Consider the following 25,902-nt stretch of genomic DNA (forward strand, 5'->3'; position numbering starts at 1 on the left):
GAGACCCGAGCGCTACAGCTTCACCCCGGTCAGCACCATGACGCGCGGCTCGGTGTAGTCGTCCATGGCGCTGCGCAGCCCTTCCCGCCCCACGCCGGAGCCCTTCACGCCGCCGTACGGCATCTGGTCGGCGCGGTACGACGGCACGTCCCCGACGATCACCCCGCCCACCTCCAGCGTCCGGGACGCGAGGAACGCGGTCTGCAGGTTGTGGGTGAACACCCCGGCCTGCAACCCGTACGCCGAGTCGTTGACCGCGGCGAACGCGGCCTCGGCGTCGGGGACCGGGGCGACCACGAGCACCGGCCCGAACACCTCCTCGGTGCAGACCTTGGCCGACGCCGGCACGCCGCTGAGCACGGTCGGCGGGTAGGTGGCGCCGTCCCGCCGCCCGCCGACCTCGATGGTGGCGCCGGCGGCGACCGCCTCGTCGACCCAGGCCTCGACGCGTTCCGCCGCCTCGACGGAGACCAGCGGCCCCACGTCGGTCAGTTCGGAGGTTGGGTCGCCGGTGCGCAGCTCCTCGACGGCCGCGACGAGCCGGGGCAGGAAGCCGTCGTAGAGCCATTCGTGCACGTACACCCGTTGCACCGCGATGCACGACTGCCCGGCCTGGTAGTTGGAGAAGGTGGCGATCCGGTGCGCGGCGAAGGTGAGGTCCCCGTCCGACGACCAGTCCTCGCAGATCACCGCCGCCGCGTTGCCGCCGAGTTCCAGGGTGACGTGCTTGTCCGGGGCGGCCCGGCGGATGGCCGCGCCGACCGGTCCGGAGCCGGTGAACGACACCACCGGCAGCCGGGGATCGGCGACGAGTTCGGCGGCGCGCTCGTTGGGCAGCGGCAGCACCGAGAACATCCCCGCGGGCAGGTCGGTCTCGGCCAGGATCTCGCCGAGCAGCAGCGCGGAGAGCGGGGTGGCCGGGGCCGGCTTGACCACGATGGGTGCGCCGACGGCGATGGCCGGGGCGACCTTGTGCGCGACCAGGTTCAGCGGGAAGTTGAACGGCGCGATCCCCAGGACGGGGCCGCGGGGCACCCGCCGGACCAGCGCGATCCGGCCGGTGGCCGCCGGGTCGGTGTCGAGGCGTTGCAGCTCACCGGAGAAGCGCCGGGCCTCCTCGGCGGCCCAGCGGAAGGTGGAGACCGCCCGACCCACCTCGGCCTTCGCCCACTTCACCGGCTTGCCGTTCTCGGCGGTGATCAGCGCGGCGACCTCGTCGGCCCGCTCGGCCAGCCGCCGGGAGACGTGGTCGAGGGCGGCCGCGCGGGCGTGCGCGGGCAGGGCCGCGGCCGCCGCGGCCACCTCGGCGGCTGCCGCGACGGCGGCTTCGACCTGGTCGGGCGTGGCGAGGGTGGTACGCCCCACCGTCCGGCCGTCGTACGGGTGGGTGACGGTCAGCTCACCCTCGCCGTGGGCGGGGCGGCCGGCGACATAGAAGGCTCTCGGCTCCACGCTCGGCAGCGTAGACCACACAAGGCCGCGCGGAAACAGTTGCTCAAACCCTTGTCTGCCTCGGATTCAGTAGCCAAGATGGCAGTCAGATTGCGATAACCTCCGCAGACCTTCCCCCCGGCCACCCCTCGGAGACTTCTGATGAGCGATCAGCAGCAGCTGCGCAACTTCGTCAACGGCGAGTACGTCGACCCGGTGGACGGCGGCTACGCCGACCTGATCGACCCGTGCACCGGCGAGGTCTTCGCCCAGGCGCCGGTCTCCGGGGCGGCGGACGTGGACGCGGCGATGAAGGCGGCCGCCGCCGCGTTCGAGACCTGGCGGGACGCCACCCCGGGCGAGCGGCAGAAGGCCCTGCTCAAGCTCGCCGACGCGGTGGAGTCCCGGGCGGCCGAGCTGGTCGACGCCGAGGTGCGCAACACCGGCAAGCCCCGCCAGCTCACCGCCGACGAGGAGCTGCCGCCGGCGGTGGACCAGTTCCGGTTCTTCGCGGGCGCCGCCCGCCTGCTGGAGGGGCGCTCGGCCGGGGAGTACATGGCCGGGCACACCTCCTACGTGCGGCGCGAGCCGATCGGCGTCTGCGCCCAGGTCACGCCCTGGAACTACCCGCTCATGATGGCGGTCTGGAAGATCGCCCCGGCCCTGGCGGCCGGCAACACGGTGGTGCTGAAGCCCTCCGACACCACCCCGGTGTCGACGCTGCTGCTGGCCGAGATCGCGTCCGAGTTCTTCCCGCCGGGCGTGTTCAACGTGGTCTGCGGCAACCGGGACACCGGTCGCGCCCTCGTCTCCCACCCGACCCCGCAGCTGGTGTCCATCACGGGCTCGACCCGCGCGGGCATGGAGGTGGCCTCCGCGGCCGCGCCGGACCTCAAGCGGACCCACCTGGAGCTGGGCGGCAAGGCCCCCGTCGTGATCTTCGACGACGCCGACATCGAGGCGGCGGCCGAGGCGATCGCGGTGGGCGGCTACTTCAACGCCGGCCAGGACTGCACCGCCGCCACCCGAGTGCTCGCCGGCCCCGGCATCCACGACGACTTCGTGGCCGCCCTCGCCGAGCAGGCCCGCAACACGAAGACCGGCGCGCCGGACGACGAGGACGTGCTCTACGGCCCGCTGAACAACGCCAACCAGCTCGCCCGGGTACGCGGCTTCGTCGACCGGCTGCCGGACCACGCGAAGGTCGACACCGGCGGCTCCCAGGTCGGCGAGCGCGGCTACTTCTACGCACCGACCGTGGTCTCCGGGGTCCGCCAGGCCGACGAGATCATCCAGGACGAGGTGTTCGGCCCGGTCATCACCGTGCAGCGCTTCTCCGACGAGGACGAGGCGGTGCGCTGGGCCAACGGCGTGGACTACGGCCTCTCGGCCTCGGTGTGGACGAAGGACCACGGCCGGGCCATGCGGATGACCCGCCGGCTGGACTTCGGCTGCGTCTGGGTGAACACGCACATCCCGTTCGTCTCCGAGATGCCGCACGGCGGCTTCAAGCACTCCGGGCACGGCAAGGACCTCTCGGTCTACAGCCTGGAGGACTACACCCGGATCAAGCACGTCATGCACAACATCGAGGGCTGACCCATGTCCAGCGAGGAACTGCACAAGCGCCGAGGGGCGGCCGTGGCCCGGGGCGTCGGCAGCACGATCGCCGCCTACGTCGACCACGCGGGCGGCGGGACGATCACCGACGTCGACGGGCGGGAGTGGATCGACTTCGCGGCCGGCATCGCGGTCGCCAACGTGGGCAACTCCGCGCCGAAGGTGGTCGAGGCGGTACGCGCCCAGGTCGAGCGCTTCACCCACACCTGCTTCATGGTCGCGCCCTACGAGTCGTACGTGGCGGTCTGCGAGCAGCTCAACGCGCTGACCCCGGGCGACTTCGAGAAGCGCTCGGCGCTGTTCAACTCCGGCGCGGAGGCGGTGGAGAACGCCGTGAAGATCGCGCGGCACGCCACCGGGCGGCCGGCGGTGGTGGTCTTCGACCACGCCTACCACGGCCGGACCAACCTGACCATGGCGCTGACCGCGAAGAACATGCCGTACAAGCACCGGTTCGGGCCGTTCGCCGGTGAGGTCTACCGGGTGCCGATGTCGTACCCGCTGCGCGACGGCGGGCTGGACGGCGCGACGGCCGCGGCGCGGGCCGTCGAGATGGTGGAGAAGCAGGTCGGCGCGGAGAACGTGGCGGCGCTGCTCATCGAGCCGATCCAGGGCGAGGGTGGTTTCGTGGTGCCGGCCGAGGGGTTCCTCCCGGCGCTGCGCGAGTGGGCGACCGCCGCCGGGGTGGTGTTCGTCGCCGACGAGATCCAGACCGGGTTCTGCCGGACCGGCGACTGGTTCGCCTGCCAGCACGAGGGTGTCGAGCCGGACCTGGTCACCCTGGCCAAGGGGATCGCCGGCGGGCTGCCCCTGGCCGCGGTCACCGGCCGGGCCGAGCTGATGGACGCGGTGCACGTGGGCGGCCTGGGCGGGACGTACGGCGGCAATCCGATCGCCTGCGCGGCCGCGCTCGCGGCCATCGAGACCATGCACGAGCTGGACCTGGCCGCCGCCGCCCGGCGGATCGGCACGGTCATGGTCGACCGGCTGCGCGGGATCGCCGACCGCGACCCGCGCGTCGCCGAGGTGCGCGGCCGCGGCGCGATGCTCGCCGTGGAGCTCGTCCAGCCGGGCACGCTGACCCCGGACCCGGCCGCCGCGGCGGCGATCTCGGCGGCCTGCCACGCGGCCGGGCTGCTCACCCTGACCTGCGGCACCTACGGCAACGTGCTGCGCTTCCTGCCGCCGCTCGTCATCTCCGACGACGAGCTGGCCCGTGGCCTGGACATCCTGGAGGCCGCCTTCGGCTGACCGAGGTCAGCCCCGATCGTGGAACACCACGGGCGTCGACCCCCCCAGGTGCCGCCCGTGGTGTTCCACCCTCTCCCGGGTCAGAGACACATCCAGCAGTAGGCGTCGAGCCCGTCCCCGCTGGCCGCACGCGCCACCCGGCGCAGCTCGACGACGAGCTCGGCGATCAGTTCCACCTCCGGCTCCCCCATCCACTCCTCGGCGGTGCGCCATTCGGTGGCGACCGGCAGCAGGCGCTCGTCCGGCAGCGCCGCCAGTTCGCGCACAAAGTCCGGCTTCAGCCGCACCAGGTAGGGCCCGAACTCGTCGTTGGTGTCGACCCGCTCGGCGCTGGCGTACAGCGCGTTCCGCGGTGAACCGAGGCGGCCGTGCCGCACCACCTCCCACAGTGCACCGCCGAGCACGGCCGGGTCGACGAACTTGCAGCGCAGCGGCTCCAGCTCATCGCTCGGCCCGGTCTCGGCGGCGGCGCGCGCCCGCTCCGGGGTGGCCGCGAAGTATTCGGTCAGGATGCCCACACCCGGCACGCTAGGACCCACCTCCGACACTCCGGCCGAAGGACCCCCACGGAGGGCGATCCTGTCCTATAGTCCTACTGTCGTAGGACAATAGAAGGGCGTCGCGTGATCGAGTTCGTACTGGACGGCCGGTCCAAGGTGAACACCTATGTGCAGCTGATCCAGCAGGTCAAACAGGCCCTGCGGGTGGGGCTGCTGACGGCTGGCGACCAGTTGCCGAAGGTCCGCGACGTCGCGCAGTCGCTGGCCATCAACCCGAACACGGTGCTGAAGGCGTACCGCGAGCTGGAGATCGAAGGTCTGGTCGAGGGACGCCCCGGCGTCGGCACCTTTGTCCGCCGGACCGTCGCCGGCTCGTCGTTGGCCGATCAGGCCGAGCTTCGCGAGGAGCTGGTGGCCTGGCTGCACCGCGCCCGCGCCGTCGGGCTCACCCCGGAAGACGTCACCGCCCTGGTCGAGACCACCATGCGGGCCGCGCTCGTCGCCGGCACGACGCGCGCCGAACCCGCCTCAGCAGGATGAGAGGACAGCTGATGGAGATCGCGCTGGAGGCCGAGCAGCTCGGCAAACGGTACGGAAGAACCTGGGCGCTGCGGGATTGCTCGCTGCGCCTGCCCGCCGGGCGGATCGCCGCCCTCGTCGGCCCCAACGGTGCCGGCAAGAGCACCCTGCTGCACCTCGCGGTCGGCCTGCTGCGGCCGGACGCCGGCGCGGTGCAGATCTTCGGCGAAACGCCGTACGCCAACCCGTCGGTGCTGCCCGAGATCGGCTTCGTCGCCCAGGACACTCCGCTCTACCGGGACTTCACCGCGGCCCAACTGGTGGAGGTGGGCCGCCGGATGAACAAGCGCTGGGACGGGGCGCTCGCCCGCAACCGGCTGGCCCAGCTCGGCATCCCGCCGAAGCTGCCCGTCGGCAAGCTGTCCGGCGGCCAGCGGGCGCAGGTCGCACTGGCGCTCGCACTCGCGAAGCGGCCCCGGCTGCTGCTCCTCGACGAACCGGTCGCCAGCCTCGATCCGCTGGCGCGCCGGGAGTTCCTGCAGTCGCTGATGGGCAGCGTCGCCGAGTCCGAGACGACCGTGCTGCTCTCCTCGCACCTGCTGGCCGACCTGGAACGAGTCTGCGACTACCTGGTCGTGCTGCAGGCCGCCCAGGTGCACCTGGTCGGCGGGGTCGACGACCTGGTCGCCGTCCACCGGCAGCTGGTCGGGCCCCGGCACAGCGGCGAACCGATCAAGGGCGTGGCCGCCGTGGTCCGCGCCAGCCACACCGCTCGCCAGTCGACCCTGCTGGTCCGGACCGACGGCGACATCACCGATCCCGAGTGGACGGTGCACGACGTGACCCTGGAGGACCTCGTGCTGGCGTACCTCGCAGAGGGCGAGACCACCACGAGCCACGCGGCCTGGGAGGTGCCGGCATGATCTGGCTGGCCTGGCGGCAGCACCGCAAGCAGCTGCTCTTCACCCTGCTCGGCTTCGCCGCGCTGGCGGCCCTGATGATCCCGATCGGCCTGTCGATGCGGCACAGCTTCACCGAGCTCGGGCTGCCGAACTGCGTCAGTCAGCTGGCGCGTTCGCAGATCGACCCGGTCACCGCGAACGGCTGTGAGTCGGCGTTCCGCCAGTTCACCAACCGGTACCAGAGCCTGAACCTGGTGGCGGTCCTGCTCGTCGTGCTGCCGGTGCTCGTCGGTCTGTTCTGGGGCGCCCCGCTGGTCGCCCGCGAGGTGGAGCACGGCACGCACCGGTTCGCCTGGACGCAGGGCGTCGGCCGGACGCGGTGGGCCCTGGTGAAGTTCGGCCTGGTCGTCGTCGTCACGGTCACCCTGGCAATCGTCTACGGACTGGGCATGGCCTGGTGGGTCAGCCCGCTGACCCAGGCCGCGCACGAGGGCCGCCTCGGCTTCATCGTCTTCGACCTGCAGGGCATCGCCCCGATCGGCTACACCCTCTTCGCGGTGGCGCTCGGCATCTTCGCCGGCACCCTCTGGCGCCGGATGCTGCCCGCCATGGGCGTCACCCTGGCCGCGTTCATCGGGGTCCGGGCGGCGGTGGCGATTCTGGCCAGACCGCACTACCAGCCCGCCCGCACCCTCACCTTCCCGATCGAGGGGGCCGAACCGCTGCAGGAGGGCCGGGGCAACTGGGTCCTCGCCAGCGGCGTGCGCAACGCCGACGGGAAGATGCTGGCGGCCGACACCCGGATCATGTGTCCGGCGGGCGGCCAGGCACCGGACGGCGGCCGCTGCGGGGCCGACATCGGCGCCGGACCCGGCGCCTACAACTGGGAGCTCTACCAGCCGGCGGACCGGTTCTGGCCGTTCCAGTGGATCGAGACCGGCATCTTCGTCGCCCTCGCCGCCCTCCTGCTCTACCTCTCCGTACGCCGGCTCCGCCGGATCGCCTGAGTGGCCCGGCCGGGTGGAACGCCACGGGGCAGCCGCCCCGGCGTTCCACCCGGCGCCGGACCGGGCACGGTCAGCGCAGCAGTTCCACCGTGTTGCGGCGGACCAGGTTCTTGCCCGGCTCGCGGATCAGGTCCATGGCCGCCGCGTTGAGCAGCACACAACTCCCGGACGGCCCGGTGACCGTCACGGTCGCCACCTTGCCGTTGTCCAGGTTGGTCACCCGCAGCCGGGTGCCCACCGGGAACTGCCCGCTGGTGGCGGCCGGCGCCCCGCCCTCGGCGGAGAAGGTGATCGCCCCGGTGCAGACGCTGGCGGCGGGCACGCCGCCCGGCTGGGCGTTGCCCGGCCGGGCCTCGCCGGCCGGGGCGCCGCCACCCGGCCGGGCCGCGCCGGTCGCCGGGGCACCGCCGTCGAGGCGCTCGACCAGGTTCCGGCGGATCACGTTCTTGCCCGGCTCACGGACCAGATCCATGGCCGCCGCGTTGAGCAGCACGCAACTGCCCGACGGGCCGGTCACCGTCACCGTGGCCACCTTGCCGTTGTCCAGGTTGGTCACCCGCAGCCGGGTGCCCACCGGGAACTGCCCGCTGGTCGCCGCCGGCGCCCCGCCCTCGGCCGAGAAGGTCACCGACCCGGCACAGGCCGACTGCCCGGCCGGGGCGGTCTCCGCGAACCCCATCCCCGTGCCCACCGCGACGACCGCCGAGGCGGCCAGTGCCACGGTCGCCGCCAGCACGTGCTTGCGCTGCACCTTCACGTTGTCTCTCCCGTCGTCCGGTGGTCTCGTACGACGCCTGGTACGGACGGGAGGGCCGGACCGTTCAGCCGGGGCGGCAGATCACAACGGACCGTAACGAGTGTGTGGCGCTCCGGTGAGCAGCGCCCAGTACCGGTCGCCGTAGGACCAGTGCCACCACTCGGTCGGGTAGTTCACCAGCCCCGCCCCGCTCAGCGCCGCCACCAGGACCTGCCGGTTCCGCCACGCGCTCACCGGGATGTGCCGGGCCGCGGTGAAGCAGGCCTCGGCGCTGTCCTCGGGGGTGGCGTCGATGGCGGTGCCCATCTCCAACTCGATCCCGTCGGCGTCACACAGGGTGAGGTCCACCGCGCCGCCGGTGCTGTGCGGCGCCACCTCGACCGGCGAGACGAACTTCGTGGTCTCCCGGTGCAGCCGCTCCGCCGGCCAGTCCGGGTAGCGCCGGCGCAGCTCGTCCCGGTAGCCGGTGAAGATGTCGAGCTGCGCCCGGTACGGCCGGTACCCCTCGACGACCAGGAGGCGCAGGCCGGCCGGCAGCGCGCGCTGCGCGGCCAGCAACCGGTCCGCGACCCCGCGCCGCACCCGGGCGTACGCCCCGGCGGGGTCGGCGGCCCGGGTGTCCAGCCGCAGCTCCGGCAGTTCCCGCAGGTCGACCAGCGGATCGCCGTCGTCCCGGCTGGACACCGCCGCGACCCGGGGATCGGAGAGCAGGATCATGCCGCACCACCGGGCCGTACGGCCGCCGGCCGGGCCGCGTGCCGGGTGAAGGCGAGCGCGACCAGCCGGTCCACCACCTCGGGATAGTCGACGCCGGACTCGGCCCACACCTTCGGATACATCGAGTGCGCCGTGAAGCCGGGCAGGGTGTTCAGCTCGTTGACGAACAGGTCGCCGGTCGTCTCGTCGTAGAGGAAGTCGACCCGGGCCAGGCCCCAGCCGCCGATCGCCGTGAACGCCCGGACGGACAGCTCCCGGATCCGCTCGGTGACCTCGTCGGGCAGCGGCGCCGGGACGATCATCGGGTCCGCGTCGCCGAAGTACTTCTGCCGGTAGTCGAACCAACCGCCCGCCACCCGGACCTCGCCGACCGCCGACGCCTCCGGGCGCCAGCCGCCGAGCACGCCGCACTCCAGCTCCCGCCCGGTCACGCCCTGCTCGACCAGCACCACGTGGTCGTGCCGGAACGCCTCCTCGACCGCCGCCGCCAGGTCGTCGCCCTCGGCCACCCGGGAGATCCCGATCGAGGAGCCCATCCGGGCCGGCTTGACGAACAGCGGCCGGCGCAGCCCGACGACCAGCTTCTCCGGGTCCTCGGCGGCTTGCCAGGTCGGCGCGTCGAACCAGACGTGCGGGGTGGTCGGCACCCCCTCGGCCCGCAGCGCCCGCTTCATCGCCACCTTGTCCATCCCGACGGCGGAGGCGAGGATGCCGCACCCGACGTACGGCACCCCGAGCGATTCCAACAGCCCCTGCACGACGCCGTCCTCGCCGTACGGGCCGTGCAGGACCGGGAAGACCACGTCCAGCTCGGCGTGCACCGCCCCGGGCGCGTCGGCCGCGGTGACCGCCACCGTGCCGGCGCTCGCCCCGGCCCGCAGCTCCACGGCCGGGCCGGTCACCGGCAGCCGGTCGTCGATGGCCAGGCCGCCGCCCACGCTCGCGCGGCGCTCGGCCAGCACCGGCTCCGGCACCAGCCGCAGCCCGCCGGTGCGGGTGATCCCGAGCGCAACCACCTGATGGCCCCGCTCGGTCAGGGCGCGGGCCACGCCGAGCGCCGAGGCACACGAGACCTCGTGCTCCGCCGACGGGCCACCGAACAGGACGCCGATCCGAACCGCAGCCCTCACGCCGCCACCCCTTCCATCCGAGCCAGGTCGGCGACGGGTCCGCTCGCCAACCGGGAAATGAGTTCCGCCTCGACATTGCCGCCGGTCAGCACCACGCCGATCGTCCGGTACCGCCCCGGCCGGCCGCCGTCGACGCCACCCGCCGGCCGCAGCGCGTCGTCGGAATCGCCCGCCGGCCACAGCGCTCCGTCGGGGCCGCCCGGCTGGACCGCCAGCCGCAGCGCGCCGGCCAGCCCGGCCGCCCCGGACGGCTCGACCAGCACCTTCAGCTCCAGCAGGAGCAGCCGGAACGCCTCGGCGATCGCGTCGTCGTCGACCCGGACGACGCCCCGGACGGCGTCCCGCGCCACGGCGAACGGCAGGTCGCCGACGCAGCTCGGGCGGAGCCCGTCGGCGATGGTGGGCGCCGGGGCGACCGGGGTGGGCCGGCCGGCGGCGAGGCTGCGGGCCAGCGAGTCGCAGCCGACCGGCTCGACGCCGTACACCTCGATCGGGGTGCCGGCGGCGGCCAGGCAGGCCCCGGCGATTCCGCCGCCCCCACCCACCGGCACCACCAGCGCGTCCAGCGGGGTGCCGGCCCGTTCCGCCTCCTCGATCAGCTCCAGGCTGGCGCTGCCCTGCCCCGCCACCACGTCCGGGTGGTCGTACGCGTCGACCAGCGGGTGACCGTCGGCATCGGCGAGCTGCCGGGCGGCGGCCAGCCGCTCCTCGACGGTGGTGCCGGCGAGGACGACCCGTGCGCCGGCCGCCCGGGCCCGGGCCACCTTCACGGGCGCGGCGTCGACCGGCAGCACCACGGTCGCGGCCAGCCCGTGCCGGCGGGCGGCGAGGGCCACCGCCACGGCGTGGTTGCCGGTGCTCTGCGCGACCACCCCGGTGTGGCCGGCCGCGGCGAGCCGGCCCACCGCCAGCATGGCGCCGCGCATCTTGTACGAGCCCCCGGTCTGGAGGTTCTCCGCCTTGAGCAGGATCCGGGCGCCGGCCAGCCGGTCGATCGCCGGGCAGTTCAGCACGGGGGTACGCACCACCCGGCCGGACAGCCACCAGGCGGCCTCCTCGACGCTGGCCCGGTCCGGCAGAGCCGGAGCGTGGCTGCGGGACATGGTCTCTCCTTCTCGGTTGTGGTCGGCGCCGGCGCGGCGCGGCAGGTCGAACAGCCAACGCGCGCCGGCCGCCGTGAGTCCACGGTGGACGGCCAGGCTGAGCGCCAGCACCACCGCGGTGAGCAGGACCGGGTAACCGGCCGCCAGCAGCGCCCGCCCGGGCCGGTTCAGGTCGGCGACCGGGCCGGCGAGGAGCCGGTGCAGCAGGGCCAGCACCGGCATGTGGATCACGTAGATCGGCAGGGTCCGGCGGCCGAGCCGGGCGAGCGCCCCGCCGACGACCCGGAGCCGGGCCACCCGGGCCGCCGCGGTGACGCCGAACGCCACCGCGACGACCGACACGAGCAGCCGTACGCCGGGCCAGCCCTCGGCCCCGGCCAGCGCCATGGCGGCCAGCGCGACGGCGTACGCCGTTCCGATCCCGGCGAGGCGGCGGGCGGTCGCGCCGGCTGCCCAGCGCTGGAGGTACGGCCGCAAATGCACGCCGGCAAGGAAGAACACCAGGTTCTGGTAGACCTGCCCGCGGTTGCCCGGGCTGTCCAGCAGGCCCGTCGCCGCCACGGCGGAGAGCGCGCCCGAGGCGGCGAGCAGCAGCGCCGGGTGGACCCGGCGCAGTGCCTTGGCCAGCGCGAAGTAGAGCGCCAGCGCGTACAGGTACCAGAGGTTGGAGGGCGTGACGGTGAGCTGGGCCAGCAGGCCGCCGAGGCTGGTGGCCCGGTCGGTCGGGAAGTCCGGCGCGAGGGCCAGCAGGGCGGTGTGGATGAGCAGCCAGGTCGCGTAGAGGTGGAGGTTCCGGGCGATCCGGGGGCGGCCGGCCACCCGCCACGGCCGGGCGACGGCGTTCGCCGCGAAGATCCCGGAGATCGTGAAGAAGAGCGGCATCCGCAGCGGGAGCAGTTGCTCGCCGAGCAGTCCCCAAGCCCCCGGCACCGGCAGCTGGATCCGCCAGTCGATCCGCAGGTAGTGCTTGACGATGACGTGCCAGAGCACCACGAGGATGATGCAGGCGCCCTTGGCCACGTCGGCCCAGACCACCCGGCCGGCCGGCGTCGCGGCCTGATCGGTACGGGTCGGCACGGTGGTCTCCTCTCCCGGCGTCGCACGCCGTCGGCCGTTTTCGGGCAGGTGGCATCGCGGGATGCCGCATCGGCGGCTCCCGAGGGTCTTCGAAGGGTGGGTCAGCGCACGGCGGGTAGCTGGACGTCGACGCGCAGGCCGCCGTCCTCGCCCGCGCGGGCGGCGATGATGCCGTCGTGCGCCTGGGTGATCGAGCGGGCGATGGCCAGGCCGAGGCCGGCACCGCCGCCCTGGTTGGTTCGGTCCCGGGCCAGGCGCCGGAAGGGTTCGAAGAGGCCGGCGACCGCCTCGCCCGGGACGGTCTGGCCGGTGTTGGTGACGGTCAACGCCGGATCCGCGCCGACGGTGACGGTGAGCCCCCCGCCCGGCCGGTTGTACTTGATCCCGTTCTCCACCAGGTTGCCGACCAGGCGCTCCAGCAGCACCCGCTCGCCCGGCACGACCCGGGGCGCCAGCCGGCTCTCCACGGTCACCCCGGCCTCGGCCGCCCGGTCCGCGTACGCGGCCAGCACGCTGGTGACGATCTCGTCGAGGCGCTGCGGGGTGGAGGAGCGCAGCCCCTGGTCGCTCTCACTGAGCGCGAGCAGGCCCTCGATGAGGCGCTCGTTGCGCTCGTTGGTGGCCAGCAGCTGGGCGGTGAGCAGGTCGAGCTGCTCGCCGGTGAGCGACTGGGCCATGCCGACCTCGATCAGCGTGCGCTGCACCGCCAGCGGTGTGCGCAGCTCGTGCGAGGCGTTCGCGGCGAACCGCCGCTGCCCCTCGTAGCCGGCCGTGACCCGGTCCATCATGTCGTCGATGGCGCGGGCGAGCCGGGCCAGTTCGTCGCGGCCGCCGCGGCGGATCCGGTGGCCCAGGTTCTGCGGCCCGAGGTCGGCGATCGGGTCGGCGAGGTCGCGCACCGGGCGCAGGCACCAGCGGGCCGCGCCCCAGACCGCGAACACACCGGCCAGCATGACCAGCAACTCGATCAGCCCGGGAAGCACCGGGATGAGCGGGCGGGCGGGCTCGCACACCACGCCGACCGTCTGCAGGTCGCAGAACGCCTGCGCCCGCCACCACACCGCGCCGAGCAGCTGCTTGCCGAGGCCGGGCAGCCAGTATCCGCCGAGCAGGGCGAGCGCCCCGACCAGCAGGACGCGACGACGGGGGCTCACGCCGGGTCACCGATCCGGTAGCCGGCCTTCGGCACGGTGTGGATCACGGACGGCTGGCCGAGCTTCTTGCGCAGCGTCATCACGGTGACCCGGACCGCGTTGGTGAACGGGTCGGCGAACTCGTCCCAGGCCTGTTCCAGCAGCTCCTCGGCGCTGACCACGCCGCCGCCGGCGCGCATCAGCACGTGCAGGACGGCGAACTCCTTGGGGCTGAGGCCGAGCGGCCGCCCGTCCCGGGTGACCGCGTGCCGGGCCACGTCGAGCAACACCCCGTGCCGCTCCAGCACCGGCGGCACCGCCGGGGCGGAACGCCGGCCCAGCGCCTGCACCCGGGCCACCAGCTCGGCGAAGGCGAACGGCTTGGTCAGGTAGTCGTCGGCGCCCAGCCCGAGGCCGGCCACCCGGTCGCGGATGCCGGCGGCGGCGGTGAGCAGCAGCACCCGGGTGCCGGCGTCGGATCCGGCGAGGCTGCGGCACACCTCGTCGCCGGTGGCGCCGGGCATGTCCCGATCCAGCACGGCCACGTCGTACCGGTTGACCCCGATCCGCTCCAGCGCGCCGTCGCCGTCGTAGCAGACGTCGACCGCCATCGAGAACCGACGCAGCCCCTCGGCGACCGTGTCCGCCAGCAACCGCTCGTCGTCCGCCACCAGCACCCGCACCGCTTCCGCTCCCCCGTGCTCCTCGTCCGTCCGGCATACGGTCCCAGGCAGGAGATAAGGGTTCCGTAAGCGCCGCCGGAGCAATCCTCCACGTCGGCGGGCACGGACCGGTCCCCGTCGCGCCGTCTGGGGCGTTCGTCCGGGCCGGAGGGGCCACCGGAGGCTGGGGAGTGAGCCGGATCACTGCAGGCGCGTGATCCCCAGGGTGCTCTGCGCCGGGAGCAGGTTGGTGGCCACGATCGCCTGGGTGAGCGGGGCGACCAGCTGGGCGAACCGGCCGACGGCCGGCCCGAGCGCCCGCCACGGCGCGGCGGCCAATTCGTCGGTCCGCCGCTCGACCTCGTCACGGAGCCGGCGGCCGGCCTCGGTGGCCACCCCGTCGCCGTCGACCAGGCCCCGGGCGGCCAGCCGCTCGCGGGCGGCGGCCCACTCCTCGGCGGTCCACCGGCGGCTGGCGAAGACCTCCGCCGGGGCGGCCCCGACGGCGGCGAAGGAGACCAGCGACTCCGCCGGGTCCAGCCCGGCGGTGCGCAGCGCCGCGATGTGGCCGTCGCCCCGGTGCTCGCGCAGGATCGTGGTGGCCTGCCAGAGCGCCAGGTGCGGCGCGTCCGGCCAGGGCAGGTCGGCGTTGGCGGCGGCGAGCGGGCGGCCACCCAGGTCGGCGGCGCGGACCGCGCGGCGGGCCAGGGCGGCGGCCTCGGCCAGCTCCGCCGACTCGACCCGCTCGCCGAGCAGGGCGCGCAGCGCCCGGTCCACCCCGGACAGCCGGGCGGCGAGGACCTTGGTCGGGTCGGCGGTGGCCCAGACGGCCGGCACGTACTCGGCGACCATCCGGGGGCTGAAGCTGTAGTAGGTGGCGGCTACCAGGTTCGGCCCGGCCGCGCCGAGCGGGGCGCTGCGCAGCGCGAAGTAGCCGGGCCAGCGCTCCCCGGTGGGCAGGCCGAGCGCGGCGGCCTCCTCGGTCAGCTCCGGCGCGTAGTAGACCAGCGCGTGCACGGGCTCGATGAGCTGCCACATCTTCCGGACCGTCGTCAGTTCCATCTCGACCTCCCCGATCGCATCTTGTCGCTGTCAAGTTTGCGGAGGAGAACGGAACTTGTCAATGACAAGTTCGGAGGCGGCTTGGCGATCGGCGGTGAGCTGGGTCACCATGGGCGCGAGGAGGTCGCCGATGGCTGACCCGTGGCTCGCCCTGGAATTCGGCGCCGATCCGGCGGAGCGGATCGCGCAGGTCGGCGCCGCCCACGAAGCGTTCCTCACCGCCGGCACCACCACCGGCCGGGTCCGCGACGTGGTCCGCCGGTCGTGGGAGCGGTCCGCGCTGCTCGACCCCGAGGCCACCGCCCCGGTCGACCTCACCGACGACGCGCTGGCGAGCTACCGCGCCGCCCACCCGCTGGCCCGCGTGCTGCCCCTCTTCCGCGACCTGCTCGGCGGCATCGCGCTGGACGGCGCGCACCTGATGGCGGTCTGCGACGCGGACGGGCGGCTGCTCTGGGTGGAGGGGCACCCCGGGGTGCTCCGGCACGCCGAGCGGATGAACTTCGTGCCCGGCGCCCGCTGGGACGAGGCCCACGCCGGCACCAACGCGCCCGGCACCGCCCTGGCCGTCGACCACAGCGTGCAGATCTTCGCCACCGAGCACTTCGTCCGGCCGGTGCAGCGCTGGACCTGCGCCGCCGCACCGATCCACGACCCGGTCACCGGACGGCTGCTCGGCGCCGTCGACATCACCGGCGGGGACCACCTGGCCACCCCGCAGAGCCTGGCCCTGGTCCGGGCCACCGCCCGGGCCGCCGAGGCGTTCCTGGCCGGCGCCGTCCCCGCCGAGCCCGACGTGCTGCACGTCGCCGCCCTCGGCCGGGACGAGGCGGAGCTGCGCGTCGGCGGCCGACGGATCCGGCTCGGCCGACGGCACAGCGAGCTGCTGGTGCTGCTCCTCGACCACCCCGAGGGGCGCACCGGGGAACAGCTCGGCCTCGACCTCTACGGCGACGACCGGCTGCACCCGGTCACCCTGCGCGCCGAACTGTCCCGGCTGCGCCGGGCGCTCGGCGAGCAACTGCTCGACTCCCGCCCGTACCGGCTGCGGCCGACCGTCCGGGCGGATTTCCGTACCGTCACCGAACTGCTGGAACACGGCGACCCGGCGGGAGCGCTCCGGGCGTACCCCGGGTCCCTGCTGCCCGGGTCCGACGCGCCCGGAGTGGCGCGACTGCGCCGGCTGGTCGACGGCCAGCTCCGCGCGGCCGTGCTGGCCGCCGCGGACCCGGCGCTGCTCGCCGCCTGGACCTCGACCCCCGCCGGCGCCGACGACCTCACCGCCTGGCAGGCCCTGGCCCGGGCGTTGCCGCCGGGCGCGCCGCGCCGGCCGCTCGCCCTGGCCCGGGCCCGCCAGCTCGCCGAGGAGTACGACCTGCCGCGCGCAACGTTGCTGCAACGTCGCGGAAACTAACGTCCTCCGCCATCCACCCTGACGGACGGCGGAGGTACCCATGACGCGCTACGACGCCCCCACCCACTGGCAGTCCCGCTACGACCACTTCATCGGCGGCGAGTACGTGAAGCCGCAGGGCGGCCGGTACTTCGAGAACCCCACCCCGGTGACCGGGCAGACCTTCTGCGAGGTGGCCCGGGGCACCGCCGAGGACGTGGAGAAGGCGCTCGACGCCGCGCACGGCGCCGCCGACGCCTGGGGCCGCACCTCGGTCGCCGAACGGTCGCTCATCCTCAACCGGATCGCCGACCGGATGCAGGAGAACCTGGAGTCCCTCGCCATCGCCGAGACCTGGGAGAACGGCAAGCCGGTACGCGAGACGCTGGCCGCCGACATCCCGCTCGCGATCGACCACTTCCGCTACTTCGCTGGGGCGGTCCGGGCCCAGGAGGGCTCGCTCGGCGAGATCGACGACGATACCGTGGCGTACCACTTCCACGAGCCGCTCGGCGTGGTCGGGCAGATCATCCCGTGGAACTTCCCGATCCTCATGGCGGTCTGGAAGCTCGCCCCGGCGCTCGCCGCCGGCAACGCCGTGGTGCTCAAGCCGGCCGAGCAGACCCCGGCCTCGATCCACTACCTGCTCTCGCTGGTCGCCGACCTGCTCCCGCCGGGCGTGGTCAACGTGGTCAACGGCTTCGGCGTCGAGGCGGGCAAGCCGCTGGCCTCCTCGCCCCGGGTGGCGAAGGTGGCGTTCACCGGCGAGACCACCACCGGGCGGCTGATCATGCAGTACGCCAGCGAGAACATCAAACCCGTCACCCTGGAGCTGGGCGGCAAGAGCCCGAACATCTTCTTCGACGACGTCAGCGCTGCTTCCGACGACTTCCGGGACAAGGCCCTCGAGGGCTTCACGATGTTCGCGCTCAACCAGGGCGAGGTCTGCACCTGCCCGTCCCGGGCGCTGATCCAGCAGGGCCACTACTCCGACTTCCTGGCCGCCGCCGTCTCCCGGACGCAGCAGGTCAAGCAGGGCCACCCCCTGGACACCGACACGATGATCGGAGCGCAGGCGTCCAACGACCAGCTCGAGAAGATCCTGTCCTACCTGGACATCGGCCGGCAGGAGGGCGCGAAGGTGCTCACCGGCGGCGAGCGGGCCGACCTGGGCGGCGAGCTGTCCGGCGGGTACTACGTGCAGCCCACGATCTTCGAGGGCGACAACTCGATGCGGATCTTCCAGGAGGAGATCTTCGGTCCGGTGGTCTCGGTGACCTCCTTCGCCGACCTGGACGACGCCGTGAAGATCGCCAACGACACCCTGTACGGCCTCGGTGCCGGCGTCTGGACCCGGGACATCAACACCGCGTACCGGGCCGGGCGGGCGATCCAGGCCGGCCGGGTCTGGACCAACTGCTACCACGCCTACCCGGCGCACGCCGCGTTCGGCGGCTACAAGCAGTCCGGCATCGGCCGGGAGAACCACAAGATGATGCTGGAGCACTACCAGCAGACCAAGAACCTGCTGGTCAGCTACTCCCCCAAGAAGCTGGGCTTCTTCTGATGGGTGACCCCGTCACCCTGACGCCCGCGGCGGCCGGACTGATCCGGTCGCTGCGGGCGGCCCACGGGCCGATCATGTTCCACCAGTCCGGCGGCTGCTGCGACGGCAGCGCCCCGATGTGCTACCCGGCCGGTGAGTTCCGCACCGGCGGCTCGGACGTGCTGCTCGCCTCGCTGGAGGTGGAGGGCGTGCCCGAACCGGTCGAGTTCTGGATGTCCACGTCCCAGTGGAACCTGTGGAAGCACACCCGGCTCACGGTCGACGTGGTGCCCGGCCGGGGCAGCGGCTTCTCGCTGGAGGCCCCCGAGGGCGTCCGCTTCCTCATCCGCTCCCACCTCGCCCGCTGACCTCTCGAGTCCGGCGATCATGGACTTGTGGTTCCCGAGTTGCCGCGAATGCGGCTTACGTCGGCAGCCACAAGTCCTTGATCGACGGGTCAGGGGCGGAGAAGGCCGGCGATCGTCGCGGTGATGTATCGGGGGCGGCGGTAGAGGTCTACGTCGGTGAAGTGGCGCATGCGCCAGCCATTCGCCGCCAGCCAGTTCATGCGGAAGCGGTCGTGGCGGAGTCGGTCGCGATCGAGGTGGAAGACGCCGTCATACTCGATGCCGATCTTGTGCTGCCGGTAGCCGAGGTCCAGCCGATAGCGTGGGGCACCGTATCCGTCCGCCACCCAGAGCTGTGGTTCAGGAGCCGGCAGGCCGCCATCCACCAGCAACAGCCGCAGTTGACTCTCCTGCCGGCATTCCGCCCGGGGATCGGCCAGAAGAACCAACCGTCGGGCCTGGCACACGCCACGCAGGCCGCCGTGCCGCCCCACTTCGGCACGCAACTCGTCCGGGCCGCAGGCGCCAGAGCGCAGGCACAGGTCGAGCAGGGGCATGGCGTCCATCCGCCGGAGCACTCGGGCCAGGTCCACCGCGCAACGGGCGGCCGGAGCGCAGGGCACGCCAGCGATCTCCACCGGCCCGGGCACGGGAAGTGCGGCTTCGTGCGCGACGACCCCTCGAATCTGCGGTACGACGCATCCCGCCGGCACGATGACATGCACCTCAGGACTCAGCACCGCGCCGAAGCCGTGGAGCTGCGCACCGGTCTGGAAACCGACCAGAGCACCCGGCGGTAACCGACGGAAGATCGCCCGCAGATGACTCTCGAAGTCATCACGCGTCCCATAGACGCCCCGCGACAGCCGACGCAAGCGCCCCTGCTCGACGCGGTGCCTGATCACCCCGCGGCTGAACCCCGCGGCGCGCATCTCCCCGTACGCCTCAATCTCCCCCGCCACACCCCAACCCTGCAACCACCCCTCCCCCGGCACCGCCCCCTGTGGACAACCCCCCACCAGCCTCGCCGATCAAGGAGTTGGGGCGGCAGCCAAAAGCCGCCAATGCCTCACACTGGGCGCCACAACTCCATGATCGGCGGAAGGGGTGGGGCGGCGGTGACGGTCAGCGGGCGTCGAGGAGGGGTTGTCTCGGGTTCCAGGGGTCGCCGCCGGCGGCGTCGCGGCGGCGGCGGGCGATCGCCGACAGCGCCTCCAGCACCACCCGGTTGCCCAGGTAGGCGGTGATGTCGGCGTGGTCGTAGGGCGGGGCGACCTCGACCACGTCCACCCCGACCACCGGCAGCTCGTAGCAGACCCTGCGGACCGCGTCGAGGAGCTGCCGGGAGGTGAACCCGCCGGGCTCGGGGGTGCCGGTGCCGGGGGCCATGCCGGGGTCGACCACGTCCACGTCGACGGAGAGGAAGACGCCCTCGCACTCGTCGGTGGCGATCCCGAACGCCTCGGTGAGGCACTCGTCCAGGCCGCGCGCCACCACCTCGGTCATCTCGTACGAGCGCATCCGCTGCTCGGCCATCCAGGACAGCGTCTCCGGCCCCGGCCAGTAGCCGCGCAGGCCGATCTGGAGGAAGCGGTCGCCGCGTACCGCGCCGGACTCGATGAGCCGGCGCATCGGCTGGCCGTGCCCGTGCAGCGAGCCGAACTCGATGTCCCCGGTGTCGGCGTGCGCGTCGAAGTGCACCAGCGACACCCGGCCGAGGCCGTGGTGCCGGGCCACCCCGGTGGCGTCCGGCAGGGCGATGGAGTGGTCGCCGCCGAGCACGATCGGGATGGCCCCGGCGGCGGCGACCGCGTGCACGGCGGTCTCCAGCGAGGCCAGCGAGCGCTCGATGTCGCCGGAGAACATCTCGACGTCGCCCGCGTCGTAGACGCGCAGGTCCTGCAACCCGTCCACGCGCAGCGCGAGGGACGGGCGGGAGCCGTCGTGCGGCAGGTAGCAGGCCTGGCGGATGGCGGACGGCCCGAACCGGGTGCCCGGCCGGTGCGAGGTGCCGCCGTCGAAGGGCGCGCCGACGATCACCACGTCGGCGTCGGCGTAGGTCACCGGCTCCTCCAGCGTGCACGGGGGCACGCCGAGGAACGTGATGTCGGGGCCGAACATCGGGCCGTAGCGGGTCACCGCTCCTCCATTCCCCACGGCGAGCCGTAGCCGGTGAGCAGGTCGAGGAAGGGCACCGGGGGCAGCGCCTCCGGGCCGAGCACGCCGGTGCCGGACCAGGCACCGGTGGCCAGCAACTCCAGGGCGACGACCGGGTTGATCGCGGTCTGCCAGACCACCGCCTGGTGGCCGTACTCCGCCATCGACCACTCGTTGTCGACCACGTGGTAGAGGTAGACCCGCCGCGGCCGGCCGTCGGTGCCGGTGCCGGTCACGTAGGTGCCGGCGCAGGTCTTGCCGCGCATCCGGTCGCCGAGGGTGGCCGGGTCGGGCAGGCAGGCCGCCACCACGTCGCGCGGGGAGACCTCGACGCCGCGCACGCGCACCGGGGAAACAGCGTCGAGGCCCAGCTTGTGCAGGGTCTTCAGCACCTCGATGAACTCGTCGCCCAGGCCGTACTTGAAGGTGACCCGCTTCGCCTTGACCCAGCGCGGGATGAGCAGCACCTCCTCGTGCTCCACGTTGACGCACTCGACCGGGCCGATCCCCTCGGGGAACTCGAACACCTCGGGCTCGGAGAACGGCGGCGTGGTGTACCAGCCACGGCCCTCCTCCCAGACCACCGGCGGGTTCAGGCACTCCTCGATGGTGGTCCAGATGGAGAACGAGGGGGCGAAGTCGTAGCCGTCGACGGTGAGGTTGGCGCCGTCGCGTACCCCGATCTCGTCGATCTCGCTGAAGAGTTCGTCGGCGGCGTAGCGGGCGAAGACGTCGGAGAGGCCGGGTTCGATGCCGATGCCGCAGAGCGCCAGTCGGCCGGCCTCCGACCAGGCGGCGGCCGCCGCGAACTGTTCGTCGCCGAGCTTCACCCCGGTCTCCGAATGGGGCGCGTCCGGGTGCGGGTGGGACAGCGACATCGCCATGTCGAGGTAGTCGGCCCCGGCGGCGAACGCGCCGTCGAAGATCGGCATGACGAAGCGCGGGTCGACCGCGTTCAGCACGTGGGTGATCCGGTGTTCCCGGCAGAGCGCGGCGACGGCCTCGGCGGAGGAGGCGTCGACGCGGGCGGCGACGAACCGGTCGCCGTGGCCGGCCACCGCCCGCGACGCGCGGTCGAGGTCGTAGTCGGCGACCACCATGGTCTCGAAGAAGGAACGGCGGGCGGCGATGGATACGGCGGCGGAGCCGACGCCACCGGCGCCGACGAGGAGGATACGCATCAGGAGTCGAACCCCAGTCCAAGACGATCGAGAGTACGGAGCCAGAGGTTGCGCCGCCCCTCCCGCGCGTCGGCGCGGGCGAGCGACCAGCGGGTGAGGTTGATGCCGGTGGCCCGGATCGGCTCCGGCGGGAACGGCAGCGGCTTGCGGCGGACCAGGTCGAGCCGGGTCAGCGGGGTCTCCTCCCCGCCGAGCAGATCGAGCATTACCCGCGCCCCGAACCGGGTCGCCCCGACGCCCAGCCCGGTGTACCCGGCCGCGTACGCCAGCCGCCCCTCGTAGGCGGTGCCGAAGAACGCGCAGAACCGGGTGCAGGTGTCGATGACGCCGCCCCAGCGGTGGCTGAAGCGCAGCCCCTCCAACTGGGGAAAGGTCGTGAAGAAGTGGGACGCCAGCGCGGTGAAGGTGGCCTCGCGCTGCTCCAGCTCGGGGGCCATCCGGTTGCCGTAGTGGTAGATCGCGTCGTAGCCGCCGAACAGGATCCGGCCGTCGGCGGTGATCCGGTAGTAGTGGAACTGGTTGCCGGTGTCGGCCAGCCCCTGCCGGTTGCGCCAGCCGATGGCGTCCCGCTGGGCGGGCGTCAGCGGCTCGGTCATCAGCGCGTAGTCGTAGACCGGCACCAGCCAGGCGCGCAGCCGGCGCAGCAGCGGCGGGAACGCGTTGGTGGCGAGCACCACCTGCCGGGCCCGGACCGCGCCGGGGGCGGCGTCCGGGCCGCCGGCCGTGACCGCGCGCAGCGCGCCGCCGTCACGGGTCAGCCCGGTCACCCGGGTGTGCTCGTGGATCCGGACGCCCGCGTCGAGGGCGGTTCGGCGCAGCCCCCAGGCCAGCTTCGCCGGATCGAGCAGGGCCACCCGGTCCCGGTCCCACATCCCACCGAGGTACGTCGGCGAGGCCACCTCGGCGCGCACCTCGTCCCGGTCGAGCAGCCGGACGTCGTGGCCGTACCGGCGGCCCAGGTCGGCGTCCTCCGCCAGCCCGGCGAGCTGGTACGGCTCGACGGCAACCGCCAGCTCCCCGGTGCGTTCGAAGTCGCAGTCGATGCCGTGCTTCGCCACGGTGGCGGCGATGGCGTCCAGGTTCTCCCGGCCGAGCCGTTCCAGCTCGTCGATCTCGTCGGGCCACCGCTCGGCCCCGTTGGCCAGGCCGTGGGTGAGCGAGGCGGCGCAGAACCCGCCGTTGCGCCCGGACGCCGCCCAGCCGCAGGTGCCGGCCTCGACCAGGAGCACGTCCCGGTCGGGGTCGGCCTCCTTGGCCAGCAGCGCGGTCCAGAGGCCCGAGTAGCCGCCGCCGACCACCAGCAGGTCGGTGTCGTGGTCGCCGGCCAGCGGCGGCAGCGGATCGGGCCGGTCCGGTCGGTCGAGCCAGTACGGGACGGGCGCGGCGTCCGCCAGCGCCCGGCCGGTATGCGGGAGTTTCATGACGCGCTCTTGGGGGCCCCGACGGCGGCGACGGGAGCCGCGAGAGCGGCGCGCCGGGCCCGGCGGCCACGCAGCGAGGTGGCCCCGACGAGGAGCAGCGCGATCACGAACATCGCCGTGCCGATGACGTTGACCTGCGGCGGGATGCCCCGTTGGGCGGCGCCCCAGACGTACATCGGGAAGGTGACCGTGGTGCCGGCGTTGAAGTTCGTGATGATGAAGTCGTCGAAGCTGAGCGAGAAGGCCAGCAGCGCGGCGGCCACGATGCCGGGCAGCACCAGGGGCAGGGTGATCCGCCGGAAGGTCTGCCACTCGCTCGCGTAGAGGTCCATGGCGGCCTCTTCCAGCCGCCGGTCCATGCCGGCGAGCCGGGCCTTCACGGTGACCACCACGAACGACACGCAGAACATCACGTGCGCGATGACGATGGTCCAGAAGCCCTGCGGGATGCCGAAGCCGAAGCTGGCCCGGAGCTGGCCGTCCGACCAGACGAACAGGGCGAGCAGCGAGGTGCCCATCACCAGCTCCGGCGTGGCCATCGGCAGGAAGATCAGCCCGTTGATCCCGGAGCGCCCCCGGAAGCTGTGCCGGACCAGGGCGAACGCCATCAGCGTGCCGAGCACCGTGGAGACCAGCGTGGCGATCAGGCCGATCTCCATGCTGCGCACCACCGCGTCACACATGTCGGAGGTGGCGCAGGGGTGGGTCCAGTTGTCCAGCGTGAACTCGTTGAAGTCGTAGGACAGCCGGCTGGACGGCCGGTTGAAGGACAGACCGGCCACCACGATGATCGGCAGCGAGAGGTAGGCGAGGACGAGCAGGGCCACACCCATCACCCAACGGTCGGCGAGCCAACGACGCATCAGAGCTCACCTTCATTCGCGACTGCGGGGCTCCGCTTCGCTGCACTCCTCGCGCTCATCAGAGCACCTCCTCCGTGCCGGCCTTGCGCAGGTAGACGAAGACGATCGCGAGGATCGCGGCCATCAGCAGGAACGACAGGGCCGCGCCCTGCGGGTAGTCCAGCCGCACCAGGAAGGCCGAGTCGATGACGTTGCCGATCATGTATTCGTTCGGGGTGCCGAGCAGTTCGGCGTTGATGTAGTCGCCGGTGGCCGGGATGAAGAAGAGCAGGGTGCCGGCGATCAGGCCGGGCATGGACAGCGGCAGCGTGACCTTCCGGAAGGCGCGCAGCGGGCTCGCGTACAGGTCGCTCGCCGCCTCCAGCAGCCGCGGGTCCAGCCGCTCCAGGCTCGCGTACAGCGGCAGCACCAGGAAGGGCAGGAAGTTGTACGTCAGGCCGAGCACCACCGCGAACGGGGTGGCCAGCAGCCGGCCGTCCGCCCCGAGCAGGTGCACGTCCCGCAGCAGGCCGACCAGAGCTCCGTTGTCGGACAGGATGGTCTTCCAGGCCAGGGTGCGGACCAGGAAGCTCGTGAACATCGGCGCCACCACGGCCACCAGCAGCAGGTTCTTCCACCGGCCGGCCTTCTGAGCGATCGCGTACGCCAGGGGGTAGCCCATCAGCAGGGCCAGCACCAGCGCGATCGCCGAGTAGACGAAGGACCGGGCGAACTGCGGCCAGTAGACCTGCAACGCGGTCCAGTAGTTGCCGATCTCGCCGGTCAGCACGTAGCCGGTGGCGAGGGATCCGCTCGGGTCGTAGAGGCTGGCCGCGGCGAGCTGGACCAGCGGCAGGACGAAGAAGACCAGCAGCCAGGCGGCGCCGGGCAGCAGCAGCAGGTAGGGCAGCAGCCTGCTCCGCCCCCGCCGGGGCCCCGGCGGCGCGGCCGGCTGCCCCGACGAGGTCGGTACGTGGGCCAGCGCGCTCATGACAGCGCACCCACCGGCGGCTCGTCGAGCAGCGGGCTGGTCTGGTCGTCCTCGCCGGCCGCCCGGGGCAGCAGGAAGGCGTGCCGCGGGTCCCAGCACGCGGTCACCGGGGTGCCGACGGGCAGCCGGCCGCCGACCCCGCTGTTCGCGGCGAACGCGGACAGCTCGCTGCCCCACGCCGTGCGCACCAGGTACTGGGTGCTCACCCCGACGTACGAGGCGTCGCTGACCACACCGCCGAGGTGCTGGTGGCCGGCGGGCACCTGGTCGGGGCCGCCGACCAGGCGCAGCTTCTCGGGGCGTACCCCGAGGAAGACCGGCCCGTGGTCGGCCCGGGCCCGGCCGGCGGGCACCGAGAAGCGCGCGCCGTGCGCCGTGACCAGCACCTCGCCGCCGCTGCGGCCGGCGGCCTCGCCGGCCAGCAGGTTGGACTGGCCGAGGAAGTTCGCCACGAACGCGGTGGCCGGGTACTCGTAGAGGTCGGCGGGGGCGCCGAGCTGTTCGATCCGGCCGGCGTTCATCACCGCGACCGTGTCGGCCATGGTCATGGCCTCCTCCTGGTCGTGGGTGACGTGCACGAAGGTGATGCCGACCTCGGTCTGGATCCGCTTCAGCTCGATCTGCATCTGCCGGCGCAGCTTCAGGTCGAGCGCGCCGAGCGGCTCGTCGAGCAGCAGCACCTGCGGGTGGTTGATGAGCGCCCGGGCCAGCGCCACGCGCTGCTGCTGGCCGCCGGAGAGCTGGGCCGGCTTGCGCCGGCCGTACCCTTCGAGCTGCACCAGCGCGAGCATCCGCTCGACCTGGTCGGTCACGTTGCGGATGCCGCGCCGGCGCAGCCCGAAGGCCACGTTCTCGTGGATGTCGAGGTGCGGGAAGAGCGCGTAACTCTGGAACACGGTGTTCACCGGCCGCTTGTACGGCCGCAGCCCGGCGATGTCCCGGTCGCCGAGCAGCACCTGCCCACTGGTCGGTTCCTCCAGCCCGGCGATCATCCGCAGGGTGGTGGTCTTGCCGCAGCCGGACGCCCCGAGCAGGGCGAAGAACGAGCCCTGCGGGATGGTGAGGCTGAGGTCGTCCACCGCGGTGAAGACGCCGAACCGCTTGGTCAGGTTGGCCAGGCGAAGATCGCCGGCCGGTGTCTCGTGTGCCATGT

The 25,902-nt window shown here is 73.2% G+C and carries 24 protein-coding genes; 8 read left to right on the forward strand and 16 right to left on the reverse strand.

Features of this window, described 5'->3' with window-relative positions:
- Window positions 1-12 precede the first annotated feature (12 nt).
- Entirely contained in the window at window positions 13-1,452 is a 1,440-nt protein-coding gene (locus ABZV78_RS10630; protein WP_355637374.1) for an aldehyde dehydrogenase family protein, read from the reverse strand.
- A gap of 141 nt (window positions 1,453-1,593) precedes the next feature.
- Here ABZV78_RS10630 and ABZV78_RS10635 point away from each other — a divergent pair, with 141 nt between their 5' ends.
- Together ABZV78_RS10635 and gabT are read left to right on the forward strand one after the other, a co-directional pair.
- Window positions 1,594-3,030, forward strand: coding sequence for a gamma-aminobutyraldehyde dehydrogenase (locus ABZV78_RS10635; RefSeq protein WP_355637376.1), 1,437 nt, complete (start codon window positions 1,594-1,596; stop codon window positions 3,028-3,030).
- 3 nt (window positions 3,031-3,033) lie between these two features.
- Window positions 3,034-4,302 (forward strand): 4-aminobutyrate--2-oxoglutarate transaminase, encoded by a 1,269-nt coding sequence (gene gabT / locus ABZV78_RS10640; protein WP_355637378.1) that lies wholly within the window; start codon window positions 3,034-3,036, stop codon window positions 4,300-4,302.
- 80 nt (window positions 4,303-4,382) lie between these two features.
- On the opposite strand, the gene ABZV78_RS10645 is transcribed toward gabT, so the two are convergent.
- A complete protein-coding gene (locus tag ABZV78_RS10645; RefSeq protein ID WP_355637380.1) occupies window positions 4,383-4,820 on the reverse strand; it encodes a hypothetical protein in 438 nt (145 codons plus the stop codon).
- Between the two features lie 105 nt (window positions 4,821-4,925).
- On the opposite strand from ABZV78_RS10645, the gene ABZV78_RS10650 reads away from it, so the two are divergent.
- Genes ABZV78_RS10650 through ABZV78_RS10660 form a run of 3 tightly spaced genes read left to right on the forward strand, consistent with a single transcriptional unit; the run spans window position 4,926 to window position 7,230 of the window.
- Window positions 4,926-5,342 carry a GntR family transcriptional regulator gene (locus ABZV78_RS10650; protein ID WP_355637382.1) on the forward strand — a complete coding sequence of 139 codons (417 nt, stop codon included), beginning with the start codon at window positions 4,926-4,928 and terminating at the stop codon, window positions 5,340-5,342.
- 11 nt (window positions 5,343-5,353) lie between these two features.
- The gene (locus ABZV78_RS10655) at window positions 5,354-6,244 is read left to right on the forward strand and encodes an ABC transporter ATP-binding protein (RefSeq protein ID WP_355637384.1); all 891 of its coding nucleotides are present in this window, start codon (window positions 5,354-5,356) and stop codon (window positions 6,242-6,244) included.
- Window positions 6,241-7,230, forward strand: coding sequence for a transporter (locus ABZV78_RS10660; protein WP_355637386.1), 990 nt, complete (start codon window positions 6,241-6,243; stop codon window positions 7,228-7,230). Before ABZV78_RS10655 ends, ABZV78_RS10660 begins: the two co-directional genes overlap by 4 nt.
- Before the next feature lie 70 nt (window positions 7,231-7,300).
- Here the strand turns inward: ABZV78_RS10660 and ABZV78_RS10665 are convergent, their stop codons facing one another.
- From ABZV78_RS10665 to ABZV78_RS10695, 7 genes are all read right to left on the reverse strand, one after another.
- Window positions 7,301-7,987, reverse strand: coding sequence for a hypothetical protein (locus ABZV78_RS10665; RefSeq protein WP_355637388.1), 687 nt, complete (start codon window positions 7,985-7,987; stop codon window positions 7,301-7,303).
- Between the two features lie 81 nt (window positions 7,988-8,068).
- On the reverse strand, window positions 8,069-8,704 hold the full coding sequence (locus tag ABZV78_RS10670) for a M15 family metallopeptidase (protein WP_355637390.1): 636 nt from the start codon (window positions 8,702-8,704) through the stop codon (window positions 8,069-8,071).
- Window positions 8,701-9,834 (reverse strand): D-alanine--D-alanine ligase family protein, encoded by a 1,134-nt coding sequence (locus tag ABZV78_RS10675; protein WP_355637392.1) that lies wholly within the window; start codon window positions 9,832-9,834, stop codon window positions 8,701-8,703. Before ABZV78_RS10675 ends, ABZV78_RS10670 begins: the two co-directional genes overlap by 4 nt.
- Window positions 9,831-12,014, reverse strand: a complete 2,184-nt coding sequence (locus ABZV78_RS10680; RefSeq protein ID WP_355637394.1) for a pyridoxal-phosphate dependent enzyme — start codon at window positions 12,012-12,014, stop codon at window positions 9,831-9,833. The genes ABZV78_RS10675 and ABZV78_RS10680 overlap by 4 nt, the downstream gene beginning before the upstream one ends.
- A 101-nt stretch (window positions 12,015-12,115) precedes the next feature.
- Window positions 12,116-13,168, reverse strand: coding sequence for a HAMP domain-containing sensor histidine kinase (locus ABZV78_RS10685; RefSeq protein WP_355637396.1), 1,053 nt, complete (start codon window positions 13,166-13,168; stop codon window positions 12,116-12,118).
- Window positions 13,165-13,830: a response regulator transcription factor gene (locus tag ABZV78_RS10690; protein WP_355637398.1), complete on the reverse strand. Its 666-nt coding sequence runs from the start codon at window positions 13,828-13,830 to the stop codon at window positions 13,165-13,167. The genes ABZV78_RS10685 and ABZV78_RS10690 overlap by 4 nt, the downstream gene beginning before the upstream one ends.
- A gap of 180 nt (window positions 13,831-14,010) precedes the next feature.
- Window positions 14,011-14,871, reverse strand: coding sequence for a hypothetical protein (locus ABZV78_RS10695; RefSeq protein ID WP_355637400.1), 861 nt, complete (start codon window positions 14,869-14,871; stop codon window positions 14,011-14,013).
- A gap of 130 nt (window positions 14,872-15,001) precedes the next feature.
- On the opposite strand from ABZV78_RS10695, the gene ABZV78_RS10700 reads away from it, so the two are divergent.
- From ABZV78_RS10700 to ABZV78_RS10710, 3 genes are read left to right on the forward strand one after another with little or no spacing between them, the layout of a single operon-like run.
- Window positions 15,002-16,285 (forward strand): GAF domain-containing protein, encoded by a 1,284-nt coding sequence (locus ABZV78_RS10700; protein ID WP_355637402.1) that lies wholly within the window; start codon window positions 15,002-15,004, stop codon window positions 16,283-16,285.
- 40 nt (window positions 16,286-16,325) lie between these two features.
- The gene (gene adh / locus ABZV78_RS10705) at window positions 16,326-17,831 is read left to right on the forward strand and encodes an aldehyde dehydrogenase (RefSeq protein WP_355637404.1); all 1,506 of its coding nucleotides are present in this window, start codon (window positions 16,326-16,328) and stop codon (window positions 17,829-17,831) included.
- The gene (locus ABZV78_RS10710) at window positions 17,831-18,178 is read left to right on the forward strand and encodes a DUF779 domain-containing protein (protein WP_355637406.1); all 348 of its coding nucleotides are present in this window, start codon (window positions 17,831-17,833) and stop codon (window positions 18,176-18,178) included. Before adh ends, ABZV78_RS10710 begins: the two co-directional genes overlap by 1 nt.
- A gap of 89 nt (window positions 18,179-18,267) precedes the next feature.
- Here ABZV78_RS10710 and ABZV78_RS10715 read toward each other — a convergent pair whose 3' ends face one another.
- From ABZV78_RS10715 to ABZV78_RS10745, 7 genes are all read right to left on the reverse strand, one after another.
- Window positions 18,268-19,119: a hypothetical protein gene (locus ABZV78_RS10715; RefSeq protein WP_355637408.1), complete on the reverse strand. Its 852-nt coding sequence runs from the start codon at window positions 19,117-19,119 to the stop codon at window positions 18,268-18,270.
- A gap of 163 nt (window positions 19,120-19,282) precedes the next feature.
- Entirely contained in the window at window positions 19,283-20,296 is a 1,014-nt protein-coding gene (gene speB, locus ABZV78_RS10720; RefSeq protein WP_355637410.1) for an agmatinase, read from the reverse strand.
- Window positions 20,293-21,495, reverse strand: a complete 1,203-nt coding sequence (locus tag ABZV78_RS10725) for a saccharopine dehydrogenase C-terminal domain-containing protein (RefSeq protein WP_355637411.1) — start codon at window positions 21,493-21,495, stop codon at window positions 20,293-20,295. The genes speB and ABZV78_RS10725 overlap by 4 nt, the downstream gene beginning before the upstream one ends.
- Window positions 21,495-22,916: an FAD-dependent oxidoreductase gene (locus tag ABZV78_RS10730; RefSeq protein WP_355637413.1), complete on the reverse strand. Its 1,422-nt coding sequence runs from the start codon at window positions 22,914-22,916 to the stop codon at window positions 21,495-21,497. Before ABZV78_RS10730 ends, ABZV78_RS10725 begins: the two co-directional genes overlap by 1 nt.
- Window positions 22,913-23,779: an ABC transporter permease gene (locus ABZV78_RS10735; RefSeq protein WP_355637415.1), complete on the reverse strand. Its 867-nt coding sequence runs from the start codon at window positions 23,777-23,779 to the stop codon at window positions 22,913-22,915. The genes ABZV78_RS10730 and ABZV78_RS10735 overlap by 4 nt, the downstream gene beginning before the upstream one ends.
- A 58-nt stretch (window positions 23,780-23,837) precedes the next feature.
- Window positions 23,838-24,749, reverse strand: a complete 912-nt coding sequence (locus ABZV78_RS10740) for an ABC transporter permease (RefSeq protein ID WP_355637417.1) — start codon at window positions 24,747-24,749, stop codon at window positions 23,838-23,840.
- Entirely contained in the window at window positions 24,746-25,900 is a 1,155-nt protein-coding gene (locus tag ABZV78_RS10745) for an ABC transporter ATP-binding protein (RefSeq protein WP_355637419.1), read from the reverse strand. Before ABZV78_RS10745 ends, ABZV78_RS10740 begins: the two co-directional genes overlap by 4 nt.
- Window positions 25,901-25,902: the final 2 nt, after the last annotated feature.

The sequence above is a fragment of the Micromonospora sp. NPDC004540 genome, from assembly GCF_040610095.1.
In the GTDB taxonomy this organism is placed as follows: domain Bacteria; phylum Actinomycetota; class Actinomycetes; order Mycobacteriales; family Micromonosporaceae; genus Micromonospora.

Excerpts from the sequence above, each read along its gene's own strand:
- ABZV78_RS10660 (WP_355637386.1), top strand. The coding sequence starts at position 6,241 with ATGATCTGGCTGGCCTGGCGGCAGCACCGCAAGCAGCTGCTCTTCACC.
- ABZV78_RS10700 (WP_355637402.1), top strand. The coding sequence starts at position 15,002 with ATGGCTGACCCGTGGCTCGCCCTGGAATTCGGCGCCGATCCGGCGGAG.
- ABZV78_RS10655 (WP_355637384.1), top strand. The coding sequence starts at position 5,354 with ATGGAGATCGCGCTGGAGGCCGAGCAGCTCGGCAAACGGTACGGAAGA.
- ABZV78_RS10740 (WP_355637417.1), bottom strand. The coding sequence starts at position 24,749 with ATGAGCGCGCTGGCCCACGTACCGACCTCGTCGGGGCAGCCGGCCGCG.
- ABZV78_RS10725 (WP_355637411.1), bottom strand. The coding sequence starts at position 21,495 with ATGCGTATCCTCCTCGTCGGCGCCGGTGGCGTCGGCTCCGCCGCCGTA.
- adh (WP_355637404.1), top strand. The coding sequence starts at position 16,326 with ATGACGCGCTACGACGCCCCCACCCACTGGCAGTCCCGCTACGACCAC.
- ABZV78_RS10730 (WP_355637413.1), bottom strand. The coding sequence starts at position 22,916 with ATGAAACTCCCGCATACCGGCCGGGCGCTGGCGGACGCCGCGCCCGTC.
- ABZV78_RS10695 (WP_355637400.1), bottom strand. The coding sequence starts at position 14,871 with ATGGAACTGACGACGGTCCGGAAGATGTGGCAGCTCATCGAGCCCGTG.
- ABZV78_RS10745 (WP_355637419.1), bottom strand. The coding sequence starts at position 25,900 with ATGGCACACGAGACACCGGCCGGCGATCTTCGCCTGGCCAACCTGACC.
- ABZV78_RS10670 (WP_355637390.1), bottom strand. The coding sequence starts at position 8,704 with ATGATCCTGCTCTCCGATCCCCGGGTCGCGGCGGTGTCCAGCCGGGAC.
- ABZV78_RS10635 (WP_355637376.1), top strand. The coding sequence starts at position 1,594 with ATGAGCGATCAGCAGCAGCTGCGCAACTTCGTCAACGGCGAGTACGTC.
- gabT (WP_355637378.1), top strand. The coding sequence starts at position 3,034 with ATGTCCAGCGAGGAACTGCACAAGCGCCGAGGGGCGGCCGTGGCCCGG.
- ABZV78_RS10710 (WP_355637406.1), top strand. The coding sequence starts at position 17,831 with ATGGGTGACCCCGTCACCCTGACGCCCGCGGCGGCCGGACTGATCCGG.
- ABZV78_RS10735 (WP_355637415.1), bottom strand. The coding sequence starts at position 23,779 with ATGCGTCGTTGGCTCGCCGACCGTTGGGTGATGGGTGTGGCCCTGCTC.